Annotated in this window: 7 protein-coding genes; 4 read left to right on the top strand and 3 right to left on the bottom strand. The window is 66.2% G+C overall.

Going from position 1 to position 13651, the window contains the following annotated elements:
- Positions 1 to 4: 4 nt before the first annotated feature.
- Complete coding sequence (gene glnE / locus AC6LJW_RS02555) at positions 5 to 2788, bottom strand: bifunctional [glutamate--ammonia ligase]-adenylyl-L-tyrosine phosphorylase/[glutamate--ammonia-ligase] adenylyltransferase (protein ID WP_498086436.1); 2784 nt, start codon at positions 2786 to 2788, stop codon at positions 5 to 7.
- Positions 2789 to 2891: 103 nt separating this feature from the next.
- Here glnE and AC6LJW_RS02550 point away from each other — a divergent pair, with 103 nt between their 5' ends.
- On the top strand, positions 2892 to 6524 hold the full coding sequence (locus AC6LJW_RS02550) for a YhdP family protein (RefSeq protein WP_498086435.1): 3633 nt from the start codon (positions 2892 to 2894) through the stop codon (positions 6522 to 6524).
- A 119-nt stretch (positions 6525 to 6643) separates the two neighbouring features.
- Here AC6LJW_RS02550 and rho read toward each other — a convergent pair whose 3' ends face one another.
- Both rho and trxA read right to left on the bottom strand, forming a co-directional pair.
- Positions 6644 to 7903: a transcription termination factor Rho gene (gene rho, locus AC6LJW_RS02545; protein ID WP_043541410.1), complete on the bottom strand. Its 1260-nt coding sequence runs from the start codon at positions 7901 to 7903 to the stop codon at positions 6644 to 6646.
- 117 nt (positions 7904 to 8020) lie between these two features.
- On the bottom strand, positions 8021 to 8347 hold the full coding sequence (trxA, locus tag AC6LJW_RS02540) for a thioredoxin TrxA (protein ID WP_056315616.1): 327 nt from the start codon (positions 8345 to 8347) through the stop codon (positions 8021 to 8023).
- A gap of 325 nt (positions 8348 to 8672) precedes the next feature.
- On the opposite strand from trxA, the gene AC6LJW_RS02535 reads away from it, so the two are divergent.
- From AC6LJW_RS02535 to parC, 3 genes are read left to right on the top strand one after another with little or no spacing between them, the layout of a single operon-like run.
- Entirely contained in the window at positions 8673 to 10634 is a 1962-nt protein-coding gene (locus AC6LJW_RS02535) for a DNA topoisomerase IV subunit B (RefSeq protein WP_056571533.1), read from the top strand.
- Positions 10634 to 11233 (top strand): YcxB family protein, encoded by a 600-nt coding sequence (locus AC6LJW_RS02530; protein WP_498086434.1) that lies wholly within the window; start codon positions 10634 to 10636, stop codon positions 11231 to 11233. The genes AC6LJW_RS02535 and AC6LJW_RS02530 overlap by 1 nt, the downstream gene beginning before the upstream one ends.
- 45 nt (positions 11234 to 11278) lie before the next feature.
- Positions 11279 to 13615 (top strand): DNA topoisomerase IV subunit A, encoded by a 2337-nt coding sequence (parC, locus tag AC6LJW_RS02525; protein ID WP_498086433.1) that lies wholly within the window; start codon positions 11279 to 11281, stop codon positions 13613 to 13615.
- Positions 13616 to 13651 lie beyond the last annotated feature (36 nt).

Here is a 13651-nt window from a genome sequence, read left to right as displayed (position 1 = left end):
GTCATCAGCCCAGCACCGTCGTCCAGAGTTCGCGGACCGCGGCCCGTTCTGCCTGGAGCTGGTCGGGCCCCACGCGGGCCTTTTCCACCCCCTGCAGGCGCAACTGGTGCTGGACGCGCCGCAGCGTGCGGTAGGCGTCCCCCGACCGCGCCGCGAGGTCCGGCGGGATCAGCCCGGCTTCGGCGGCCAGGCGCAGCAGCGCGATGTTGCCCAGGTTGCGCACCAGCACCGGGTGCGTGCGCGCGTGGCACAGCACCAGATACTGTGTCACGAACTCCACGTCGACCATGCCTCCGCGATCGTGCTTCAGATCGAAGCGGTCGGACGTGTTGGGATGGCCGGCGTTGATCTTCTCGCGCATTGCCAGCACCTCATTGCGCAGCGCGGCCGTGTCGCGCGGCGCCACCAGGATGTCTTCGCGGATCTTTTCGAAGCGGTCCCCCAAGCTGGCGTCGCCGGCGGCAAAACGCGCCCGGGTCAGCGCCTGGTGTTCCCAGGCCCATGCGTGCTTGTGCTGGTATTGCTCGAAGGCCTCGAGCGACACGGCCAGCAGCCCCGCGTCCCCATCGGGCCGCAGGCGCAGGTCGGTCTCGTACAGCCGGCCCGAGGACGTCATGGTCGACAGCCAGGACGACATGCGCCGGCCCAGCTTGGCGTAGACCTCCGCGGAGTCGTCGCGCGGGTCGTCAAAGAGGAACACCAGGTCCAGGTCGGACGCATAGCCCAGCTCCTTGCCGCCGAGCTTGCCGTACGCGATGACGGCAAAGTGCGGTTCGGCGCCCGGGATCTTGTTCACGAGCGGCCACGCGCGGCGGATGGTTTCGGTAAGCAGCAGGTCGGCCAGCGCCGACAACTGGTCGGCCAGCTTTTCGACGGTGAGCTCGCCCTCCAGATCCTGCGCCAGCAATTGGAAGCTGGCCTGGCGCTGCACATCGCGCATCAGGTTCATCTGGCGCTCGACGTCCGGGTCGCCGTCGGGAAGCCGGCAGGCGTTCAGGTCCGCGGTCAGTTGCCGGGCAATCTGGCCGAAGTCCAGCGGCTCGAAAAGCGTGCGCCAGTCGATCAGGCTGTCGAGCAGCAGCGGATGCTGCGTCAGATACTGCGCGGCCCACGGGCTGGCGGCCACCATGCGCGCCACGCGGGCGAGCGTGTCCGGGTATTCAGCCAGCAGGGCCAGGTACGCGCTGCGCTGCGCAATCTTTTCGATCAGGTCGAAGAGACGGACTGCGGCTTCATGCGGCGCCGGCGTCTGCAGCGCGGCGCGCAGCGCGGCAGGCAGCAGGATCTCCATGCGGCGGCGGCTGCTTTCGGGCAGGCTGCGCACGCGGTGGCTGCCGGACAGCGTCTGGGCGCGGCGCAGGAGGTCGTCCGCGTCGTTGCCAAACGCCTGGCGGATCTGATCGCTCAGTTCGCTTTCGCTGTCAGGCTCGTCCTGGCTGGCGGGCGCGGTGTCCGGGGTGGCGGCGGGCGCGGATTCTTCCTCGCCCATGCCGACCATGCGGAACACGTTGCGGAAGGTCTGCGACACGAACGTGCGGTGCGCGGCCAACGCGCTTTCAAAGTCTTCGGGCGTCATCCCGAGCGCCGCGGCCAGGGCGGCGCGCAGGTCTGGGTCGCCGGGCAAGAGGTGGGTCTGTTCGTCTTCGCGGTACTGCAGCGCGTGCTCGGTGCGCCGCAGGAATCGGTAGGCATCTTCGAGCCGGCGGGCGTCGTCCTCGGGGACCAGACCCGCCACGCATTCGGCGTGCAGCGCTTCCAGCAAGCCGCGCTTTTGCAGCGCCGGCATGCGGCCGCCGCGGATCAATTGCGCAAGCTGCACCACGAACTCGATCTCGCGGATGCCGCCGTCACCCAGCTTGATGTTGTTGGCGCTGTCGATGCCGTTGCGCGCCGACGCGCGGCGCTGCCAGTCCTGGCGGATGCGCTCGCGCAACGCGCGCAGCGCGGCCAGCGCGTCAAAATCGAAGTACTTGCGGTAGACGAAGGGCACGCGCAGGCTTTCGAGCTGCCTGGCCTGCGCGGCACTGTCGCTGTCTGCAAATGCCTGCGCGGGCATCAGCCGCGCCTTCAGCCACGCATAGCGCTCCCATTCGCGGCCCTGGCCGATGAGGTAATGCTCCAGGGCGTCCAGGCTCCAGGCCAACGGACCCGAGTCGCCGTCGGGACGCAGGCGCAAGTCCGTGCGGAACACCTGGCCGTTGGCGTCCACCTCGGACAGCACCGGCATCATGCGGCGGGTCAATCGACCATAGAACTCGTGATGGCTGATGCGGCGGGGGCCGTCGGTTTCGCCTTCCTCGCCGTAGAGCATGATGAGGTCGATGTCGGACGAGACGTTCAGCTCGCAGCCGCCCAGCTTGCCCATGCCGACGATCAGCATCTCCTGAGGCTTGCCGGTGGCGGGGTCACGCGGAACGCCGTGGACGGCCACCAGTTCCGCCGCCACGCTGCGATAGGCGGCGGCCACCGCCATGTCCGCCAGCGCGGTCATGGCGCCCACCACTTCCTCAAGCGGCGCTTGCCCAGTCAGGTCGCGCACGATCAGCACGCTGAAGACGCGTTCGCGCAGCTTGCGCAGCACCATGCGGCAGACGTCCACCGGCAGGGCGGCGGAGGCGTCCGAGGCCGTGCCGGCCAGTTCGTTCTGCCATTGCGCCATCAGGTCCGGTGTCACGGGGTGTTTCACGGCCCTGTCCAACCAGGCGGCCAGGTCCGGGTGGGCGTCCAGGCGGCGGCGCAGATGGCCGGACCAGGCGAGGGCAGGGGCAAGCAAGGATGGTTTCGACATGGTGCAAAGGGCGGCAGACGGATGGACGTGTTTCAGGTATAAGTGGGGACGATACTGCAAGACATCTCCTCCTGCCCACTGATCCGTGTCTGTTCCAAAAAAAGTGCTCCGCAGCCTGTTCTGGGCCGCGCTGACCGTCTATGGCGTCGTCGCCATCGGGTTTCTGGGCGTGCGCTACTGGGTCCTCCCGCGCGTGGATCAGTGGCGCCCTCAGATCGAAGCCTACGCCAGCGAGGCGTTGGGCGCCCGCGTCACGATCGGCGCGATCAAGGCAAACTGGCAAGGGCTCAATCCTAGGCTCGATCTCGCCGCCGTCCAGGTCTACGACGACGAGGCCGATCCGGTATTGAGCCTGCCGTCCGTTTCCGCGGTTGTTGCATGGCGCAGCCTGCTGGCGCTGTCGCCCACGCTGGTGCGGCTGCGGCTGGAAAAACCGGAACTTACGTTGCGGCGGGACGCGTCCAATCATCTGTGGGTCGCCGGGCAGGACATCGACCTGAACGCAAGCGACCACGCCTCCGATCTGAATCATCCGGGCCTGCGCTGGCTGGCGGCGCAGCGCGAACTGCTGGTCAGTGACGCCACGCTGCGCTGGCAGGACGAACTGCGCCAGGCGCCGGAACTGACGCTGGAGGGGGTCGACTTCCTGGTGCGCAATGGCGCGCTGTCGCATCGGTTCGTGCTGCAGGCCTCCGCGGGCCCCGCGCTGGCGAACAAGCTGGAGCTGCGTGGCGAATTCAACCGTAGCCTCTTCGCCACCGACGCTCGGAGACCCGCCAACTGGAGCGGACAGATTTTTGCGCAGGTTGATGACGTGGAGCCGCAGGCCTGGGCGCCGTGGATCGACGTGCCCGCAGTCGCCGGCCGGCTGGCCGCGCGGGCGTGGTGGCAACTGGACCACGGCAAGTTCACCGAACTGACCAGCGACGTCGCCGTGCGCGGCGTGGCCTGGACCTCCGCGCCGGACGGCCCCGCCGTCCAGAGCGGGTCGGGCCAGTTGCGCTTTTCCGTGTGGCCCGGCGATTACGTGAAGATCGAAGGCGTGCCGCTGGGTCGCAGCACGGGCGCGCCTGCCGTGGCCGTCAGGGGCAAGGTGCATCAGTTGGGCGTGACGCTGCCGGGCGTCTTCGAGACGCCGACCCTGCGGGCCGACGACCTGGAACTCGACGCCCAGGTCAAGGGGCCGAATTCGGAGCATTGGTTCGTCGACGTGGCCCAGTTGCGCTTGGCCAATGAAGATCTGGAAGCACGCCTGCAAGGGCAATGGCGGCCCGAGGGTAAGACCGCCGCGGGCACGGCCGACGTGCGCGGCACGATGGTGCGCGGCTCGATGCCGGCCATCCACCGTTATCTGCCGCTCGAGGTAAACGCCGACGCCCGCGAATGGCTGGCGACCGGCCTGCCCGCCGGGCAGATGCACTCGGCGGCCATCACGCTCAAGGGCGATCTGGACGACTTTCCGTATGGCGCGCCCGGCTCGACCGGCGAGTTCGTCATCGCGGGCAACTATTCCGGCGCCAAGGTCGATTACGCGCCGGCGCGCAAACACCACAAGGGCTGGCCGATGCTGGAAAACCTGTCGGGCAGTTTTCGCATCGACAAGGTGAGCCTGGCGTTGGACAGCGCGGGCGGCGCCGTGGCGCATACCGGACAGGGACACACCGTGAAGTTGGGCGCGGTGAAAGCCGCCATTCCCAACATGGAACACGACTCGCAGCTTCGGGTCACCGGCGATACCTCCGGGCCGGTGGCGGCGTACCTGGCGCTGGCCGCGAATTCTCCGCTGGGCGAGTTGCTGGACGGGGCCCTGGACGAGGCGCACGGCACCGGCGACTGGCGGATGCCGCTCGATCTCACCGTGCCGCTGCTCAACACCGACGACACGCGGGTGCTGGGGCGCATCAGGTTCTCGGACAATTCGTTCAGCTTCATGCCCGAGATTCCGGTGCTCAGCCAGATCCACGGTGATCTGGAATTTTCGGAAAAGGGCGTGCAGACCAAGGGCATCCGCGCGCAGTTCCTGGGCGGGCCCGTCAACATCTACGGCACGCTGGCGCAAGGCACGGACGCGCTGCGCTTTGACGGCACGCTATCGGGAGCCGGACTGACGCAGTTGAGCCGCGCGCCGTCGATGTCGCGCTTTACCGGCCGGGCGGCTTACAAGGGCCGGCTGATCTACCTGAAGGGCGGCGCGATCGACATTTCGGCCGAGTCCGACCTGATCGGCATGGCGATCGACATGCCCGCGCCGGCCGGCAAGCCCGCCAAGTCCGCGCAGTTGTTGAAGGTGCAATGGTCGCCCGCGCAGGACCGGGGCGCGCGCGACCGGCGCTGGCTCACGGCCAGCCTGGGCGACAACGTCAACGCGTTGTTCGAGCGGGACCCTGCCGATGGCTCGGCCTCCTATTTTTCGCGCGGCGCATTGGGCGTCGGGCGGCCAGCCAGCCTGCCGGAACGCGGGCTGAGCCTGAACGCCAACCTGCCTGAGTTGGACATGGACGGCTGGGAAAAGGTATCGGATGGATTCGACGCCCCGCCCGTCAAGGGCAGGCCGCCTTCCAAGCCCATCCTGCCGCAGCCCGAGCGCATCAGTCTGGCGGCCGGTGTGATGCACGCCAGCGGCTTGACCTTCAATGACCTGACGCTGTACGCCACGCGCCCCGCGCCGGCGCGCTGGCGCGTCGAACTGGAATCGCGGCAGGCGGCGGGCACGCTGGAATGGCGCGAGGCGCAGGGCGCGATCGCCGGCCAGATCACCGCTCGCCTGAAACACCTGTCGATCGCGGGCGAGGGCGATGCCAACCAGGCCGACAAGGCGCTGGCGTCCGGCAACGACCTGTCCGACATCCCCGCCATCGACCTGCAAGCCAACCAGTTCATGCTGTACGGCAAGAACCTGGGGACGCTGCAGGTGACGGGCACCAATCTGGAACGCGGACGGCAGTGGCGGCTGGACAAGCTGTCCATCACCAACGATTCGGCGGCCCTGAACGCCACGGGCAACTGGGGGCTGGAAGGTCCGAACCGCGGTCTGACCGTCGATGCGGTGCTGACGCTGGAAAACATCGGTGACTTCATGGGCCGGATCGGCTTCGAGAACGTGGTGTCCAACGGCAAGGGAACGATCCAGGGCAAAGCCACGTGGCGCAATCTGCCGTGGACGCACAACATTGCCGACGTCGTGGGCGACGTGGTCGTCAGCCTGGACAACGGCCGCTTCATGCACGTGAATTCCCGCACCGCGCGGCTGCTGGAGCTGCTGTCGCTGCAGTCGCTGCAACGGCTGGCTAGGTTGGACGTGAACCCTACCAATTTGCTGCGCGACGGCTTTCCGTTCGACACCATCCGGGGCCACGTGAAGGTGGCCGACGGCATGCTGACCACCGAAGGCTACAAGATCAACGGGCCGGTCGCCGCCATCGTCCTGGCCGGCGGCGTGAACCTCGTCAAGGAGCGCTGGGACATGAAGGCGGTGGTGATTCCGAATCTGGACGCCAGCGGCGCGGCAATGGTGACGGCGCTGGCGGTCAATCCGCTGATCGGCCTGGGCGCTTTTGTCACGCAATGGCTGCTCAAGCAGCCGCTCGCCCGCGCGATGACCATGGAATACGCCGTCACGGGTAGCTGGGACGACCCCAGCATCGAGCCGATCGAAGCCGGCAAGGAACCTGCCAAGCAGACGCCGCGCCCCGCGAATGCCACGCCGCGCCGGATGCCGGAATTCATCGAACACTGAGCCGCCGCGGGAAGCTGACGACGATATACGCCGGGTGTCAGACACCGTCCCAAGCAAGAAATCACCCATAAAAAAAGCCGCCCTTGCAAAGGCGGCTTCTTTTGGCGCGGACGATGCGCTTACTTCTTCTTCATCATGTCGAAGAATTCGGCGTTGGTCTTGGTGGCGCGCATCTTGTCCAGGATGAATTCCATGGATTGGACTTCGTCCATGTCGTGGATGAACTTGCGCAGCACCCACACCTTCTGCAGCAGGTCGGGCGCGATCAGCAGCTCTTCGCGGCGAGTGCCCGACTTGTTCAGGTTGATGGACGGGTAGACGCGCTTTTCAGCCAGGCGGCGCTCGAGGTGGACTTCGGAGTTGCCGGTGCCCTTGAATTCTTCATAGATGACTTCATCCATGCGGCTGCCGGTTTCGATCAGCGCGGTGCCCAGGATGGTCAGCGAGCCGCCTTCTTCCAGGTTGCGCGCCGCGCCGAAGAAGCGCTTGGGACGCTGCAGGGCGTTGGCGTCCACGCCGCCGGTCAGCACCTTGCCGGAAGCCGGCACGACGGTGTTGTAGGCGCGGGCCAGACGGGTGATCGAGTCCAGCAGGATCACGACGTCCTTCTTCATTTCGACCAGGCGCTTGGCCTTTTCGATGACCATTTCGGCCACTTGCACGTGACGCGTGGCGGGTTCGTCGAAGGTCGACGCAACCACTTCACCGCGCACGGTGCGCTGCATTTCGGTCACTTCCTCGGGGCGTTCATCGACCAGCAGGACGATCATGACCGCGTCGGGGTAGTTGGTGGTGATGGCGTGCGCAATGTGCTGCATCATCACGGTCTTGCCGGACTTGGGGCTGGCGACGATCAGGCCGCGCTGGCCCATGCCGATGGGGGCGAAGACGTCGAGGATCCGGCCGGTGAGGTTTTCCTCGCTCTTGATGTCGCGTTCCAGGCGGATGACGCGGTTCGGGTGCAGCGGCGTCAGGTTCTCGAACATGATGCGATGCTTGATCGCCTCGGGCGCCACGCCGTTGACCTTGTCCACCTTCACCAGGGCGAAATAGCGCTCGCCATCCTTGGGGGTGCGCACTTCGCCTTCGATGGAGTCGCCGGTGTGCAGATTGAAACGGCGGATCTGCGACGGGGAAATGTAGATGTCGTCGGTGCTGGCCAGATACGAGGTTTCCGGCGAGCGCAGGAAACCAAAACCGTCGGGCAGGACTTCAAGAACGCCGTCGCCGAAGATCTGCTCGCCCTGCTTGGCGCGCCGCTTCATGATGGCGAACATCAGTTCCTGCTTGCGCAGGCGGTTGGCGTTCTCGATTTCCAGGCCAGCGGCCATTTCGAGCAGCTGCGAGACGTGCAGCGCCTTCAGTTCGTTGAGGTGCATCGCGGTGAGTGTTGGGGGAAAAGTAAAGGAGGGCTCTGGCGGCGCGCCACGGACGGGCTCGCGCGGTACTGAATGAGCGCCGCCTATGCGGCGGCGCCTTCGTTTACAGCACGCGATTTACAACGCGCCGTCCAGGAATGCGGTGAGTTGCGACTTCGACAGCGCGCCAACTTTGGTGGCTGCAGCTTGGCCGTCTTTAAAGAGCATAAGGGTCGGAATGCCGCGGATGCCGTACTTGGTGGCGGTGCCCTGATTTTCGTCCACGTTCAGCTTGGCGATCGTCAAGCGGCCAGCGTATTCGGCGGCGACTTCTTCCAAAATGGGGGCGATCATCTTGCAGGGGCCACACCAGGCAGCCCAGTAGTCCACCAGCACCGGCTGGCCGGATTTCAACACATCGGCATCGAAGCTGGCGTCACTGACGTTCTTGATTTGGTCGCTCATGATGGTGATTCTCGGTTCGGCAGCAAAAGGCGCGTTAAAACGCGCCTTGCCGTTGTTCTTGTTTGTGGAATGGACTCAAGCATACCACTGTCAATAACAACAGGCATACCACTGTTAATAACAACAGGGTTTGCAGGATTTTGTGTAGGATGTTGCGGCTCAGCTGTCGCGATCCGGGAGGTCAACGCCCGGGACGGCGGTTGTGACTGTTCATCATCCTACCGAATTCGGACCTGGTCAGGTCGTGCGCATCCCACCCGGAGCCGCGCAGAATCTAGGCTTAACCGTAAAATGTCGGTTTTTTTCCACAGATGTTGGGGATAACTTGGCCACTCCACGTTACAACGAGGCGTCCATCCGCGTCCTGAAGGGGCTGGAACCCGTGCGGCAGCGCCCGGGCATGTACACCCGCACCGAAAACCCCCTGCACGTCGTGCAGGAGGTCATAGACAACGCCGCGGACGAGGCCCTCGCCGGTCACGGCAAACAGATCCAGGTCACGCTGCATGCCGATGGCAGCGTCTCCGTCGAGGACGACGGCCGCGGCATTCCCGTCGGCCTGCACCCCGAAGAAAACGCGCCCGTCGTCGAACTCGTGTTCACGCGCCTGCATGCGGGCGGCAAGTTCGACAAGGCGGGCGGCGGCGCTTACGCCTTCTCGGGCGGCCTGCACGGCGTCGGTGTGTCCGTCACCAATGCGCTCGCCACCCGCCTGGAAGTCATCGTCTGGCGCGACAACGCCGTCAGCCGGCTGGTGTTCAAGGGCGGCGACGTCGACGAGCCCCTGGCGCCTTACGACCAAGGCGGCCGCAAGAAGTCCGGCACCCGCGTGCGCGTCTGGCCCGATGCCAAATACTTCGACAGCCCCAATATCCCGCTGGGCGAGCTGACGCATCTGCTGCGCAGCAAGGCCGTGCTGCTGCCGGGCGTGAAGGTCACGCTCGTCAACGAGAAAACCGGCGACACCAAGACCTGGCAGTATCAGGACGGCCTGCGCGGCTACCTGGCCGAAGCCCTGGTAGGCGCCGAACTGATGGTGCCGTTCTTCGAAGCCGAACAGTACGCCGGCGCCGACCACGAAAATTTCGCCGAAGGCGAGGGCGCCCAATGGGTGGTGGCCTGGACCGACGACGGCAACGCGGTGCGCGAGTCCTACGTCAACCTCATTCCCACGCCGGCCGGCGGCACGCATGAATCCGGCCTGCGCGAAGGCCTGTTTGGCGCGGTCAAGGGCTTTGCCGAGCTTCACAGCCTGCTGCCCAAGGGCGTGAAGCTCTTGCCCGAAGACGTGTTCGCCCGCGCCAGCTTCGTGCTGTCGGCCAAGGTGCTCGATCCGCAATTCCAGGGTCAGATCAAGGAACGCCTGAACAGCCGCGACGCCGTGCGGCTGGTCGGCGGATTCTCCAAGAGCGCGCTCGACCTCTGGCTGCACAGCAACGTCGAATACGGCAAGAAGCTCGCGGAACTGGCCATCCGGCAGGCGCAGGCGCGCCAGCGTTCGGCCCAGAAGGTTGAAAAGCGCAAGAGCTCCGGCGTGGCGGTGCTGCCCGGCAAGCTGACCGACTGCGAGTCCAGCGACGCCACGCGCACCGAAGTGTTTCTGGTCGAGGGCGACTCGGCCGGCGGCTCGGCCAAGATGGGCCGCGACAAGGAATTTCAGGCCATCCTGCCGCTGCGCGGCAAGGTGCTCAATTCCTGGGAAGTCGACCGCGACCGGCTCTTTGCCAACAACGAAATCCACGACATTTCCGTGGCCATCGGCGTCGACCCCCACGGCCCCAACGACTCGCCCGACCTGTCCGGCCTGCGCTACGGCCGCATCTGCATCCTGTCGGACGCGGACGTCGACGGCTCGCACATTCAGGTGCTGTTGCTGACGCTGTTCTACCGGCACTTTCCCAAGCTCGTCGAGGCCGGCAACGTCTACGTCGCCAAGCCGCCGCTGTTCCGCCTGGACGTGCCCGCCCAGGGCAAGCGTCCCGCCCGCAAGATCTATTGTCTTGACGATGGCGAGCTCGAAGCCGCGCAGGACAAGCTGCGCAAGGAAGGCGTGCGCGAAGGTGCGTGGGCCGTCAGCCGGTTCAAGGGCCTGGGCGAAATGAACCCCGAGCAACTGTGGGAAACCACCATGAATCCGGACACGCGCCGCCTGCTGCCCGTGGGGTACGGCGACCAGACCCCCGACGACACCACCCGCATGTTCGACATGCTGATGGGCAAGGGCGAGTCCTCGCAACGCCGCGCGTGGATCGAGGAAAAGGGCAATCTGGCGGAGCTCGACATCTGATGACGCCGTCCGCGCCCGGGCAAGCCCGCATGGTCGTCGACCTGACCGCCGACGACTACGCGGATTTTGCCGCCTATGTGTACAAACGGCCGGAGCTGCGCCGCCGACGTTACCGGTCTCATTTGCGCTTCGGCGTCCTGATGATCGTGGCGCTGCTTGCGTACCTGATCTGGCAGACCTGGGACGGCAAGGGCCCCAATTGGGGCGCGATCCTGCCGGTGTATTTCCAGGGGCTGGCGGTGGGTTTGGGCATCCTGGCGCTGCTGGCCCTGGCCTACGAATACGTGCTGCCCGGACTCGTGCGGATGAACACGCGCCGCATGCTGGCCAAGCAGCCCGACACCCTGTACCTGGGGCGGCACGAACTGGACTTCGGGCCCGACGGCGTTACCGACAGCACCGCCTCCGCCTCCGGGCACATGGCGTGGACGGACGTGCGGCGGGTCGAGGAAACCCCCGAACATCTCTACGTCATCCTCGGCACCCTGCAGGGCGTGATCATCCCCAAGCGCGGGCAGGACGCCGCCACGTTGCAGGCCGTGCGCGCCCAGATGCGCGCGCATGTCGCCGACACGCAGCTCCTGGCCCCGTCCGCCTGAGGCGCATTGACGCCGTTTCGATGAATTTGTCTACCTGAAACCATCATGACCGACAGCAATCAACCCGGCCTGTTTGACTCCAACCCGCCAGGCGGCGACGGCGACGGTGACGGCAACGCCGCCATCACGCTGGCGCGCTACGCGGAGCAGGCCTATCTGGACTATGCGGTTTCCGTGGTGCGCGGCCGCGCATTGCCCGACGTGGGCGACGGCCAGAAGCCGGTGCAGCGCCGCATCCTTTTTGCCATGCAGGCGATGGGGCTGGGCTCCGGCGCCAAGCCCGTCAAATCCGCGCGCGTCGTCGGCGACGTGCTCGGTAAATACCATCCGCACGGCGACCAGGCAGCATACGACGCCATGGTGCGCATGGCGCAGAATTTCTCGCTGCGCTATCCCCTGATCGACGGCCAGGGCAACTTCGGTTCGCGCGACGGCGACAACGCCGCCGCCATGCGTTACACGGAAGCGCGGCTCACGCCCATCGCCAAGCTGCTGCTCGACGAGCTGGACGAGGGCACTGTCGATTTCGTGCCCAACTACGACGGCAGCCAGCAAGAGCCGCAGATGCTGCCGGCGCGGCTGCCCGTGATGCTGCTGAACGGCGCCTCGGGCATTGCCGTCGGCATGGCCACCGAGATCCCGCCGCACAACTTGCGTGAAGTCGCTCAGGCTTGCGTGGCGCTCATCAAGCAGCCGCAGTTGCCGGACGAGGAACTGTACGCAATGATCCCCGGCCCGGACTTCGCGGGCGGCGGCCAGATCATCACCCCGGCGGCTGATATCGCGCAGATCTACGGCGTGGGCCGCGGTTCGCTCAAGGTGCGCGCGCGCTGGCAGTTTGAAGAACTGGCGCGTGGCCAGTGGCAACTGGTCGTCAACGAGCTGCCCCCCGGCACGTCCGGCCAGAAGGTGCTCGAAGAGATCGAGGAAATCACCAATCCCAAGGTCAAGACGGGCAAGAAGAGCCTGACGCCGGAGCAGACGCAGGCCAAGGCCGTGATGCTGAACTTGCTGGACGCCGTGCGCGACGAATCCGGCAAGGACGCCGCGGTGCGCCTGGTCTTCGAACCCAAGACCTCGCGGGTGGACCGCGACGAGTTCGTCAACACGCTGCTGGCGCAGACCAGCATGGAAGGCAGCTCCAGCGTCAACCTGGTGTGCATCGGCACCGACGGCCGTCCGCGTCAGAAGGGCCTGCGCGACGTGCTGGTCGAATGGCTGGCGTTCCGCACGAACACCGTGGTGCGCCGCACGCGCTTCCGCCTGGACAAGGTCATCGACCGCATCCATGTGCTGGAAGGCCGCATGGTCGTCTACCTGAACGTGGACGAGGTCATCCAAACGATCCGCGAATCCGACGAGCCCCGCGCCGCGCTGATGGAACGCTTCAAGCTGTCCGAGCGCCAGGCCGAGGACATCCTCGAAATGCGCCTGCGTCAGCTGGCGCGCCTGGAAGGCTTCAAGATCGAACAGGAACTGGCCGACAAGCGCAAGGATCAGGTCTCGCTGCAGGAGCTGCTGGACAATCCCACGACGCTCAAGCGCCTGCTGATCAAGGAAATCGAAGCCGACGCCAAGCAATTCGGCGACGAGCGGCGCACCCTGATCGAGACGGCCGAGCGCGCAGTCCTCGAAACCAAGGTGCTGGACGAACCGGTCACCGTGGTCGTCTCGCAGAAGGGCTGGCTGCGCGCCCGCCAGGGCCACGGCCATGACGCCTCGCAATTCGGCTTCAAGCAGGGCGACGACATGTACGGCGCCTTCGAGTGCCGCACCACCGATACGCTGATCGCGGTCGGCGACAACGGCCGGGTCTACTCGGTGCCGGTGTCCGGCTTGCCGTCGGCTCGCGGTGACGGCCAACCGGTCACCACGATGATCGACCTGGAGTCCGGCACGCGCATCGTCCATACGATCGCCGCGTCTACCGACAGCCGCTGGCTGCTGGCAACGCGCGGGGGCTATGGGTTTGCTGCCAAGCTGTCCGACATGGTCAGCCGCCAGCGCGCGGGCAAGCAATTCATCACGCTTGAAACGGGCGACGAACTGCTGCGCCCGGTGCCGCTGTTTGCAGGCGCCCAGCAACTGGCGCTGCTGTCGCAAAAGGGCAAGTTCCTGGTCTTTGGCCTGGACGAGGTCAAGTCGCTGTCCGGCGGCGGACGCGGCACCATCCTGATGGGACTGGACGGCGCGGACAAGCTCGACCAGACCGTGCCGATCGGCCCCCGCGGGCTGCGCGCCACGGGCATCTACCGCAACAAGATGACCGAAGACATCCTGGCGGGTGCGGATCTGGCGGTCTATGTCGGCAAGCGGGCCCGCAAGGGCCGCGCGCTGGATGTGCGGCCCAAGCAGCCGCTGCTGTCTCCGGTGCTGGTTTGACGCCTGCGCGCCGCCTGACGCCGCAGACGCCCGGCG

Source organism: Achromobacter sp. 1012554356 (assembly GCF_059760815.1).
Note: the sequence above shows the minus strand (reverse complement) of the source record. Positions and strands in the feature narration are given on the sequence as shown.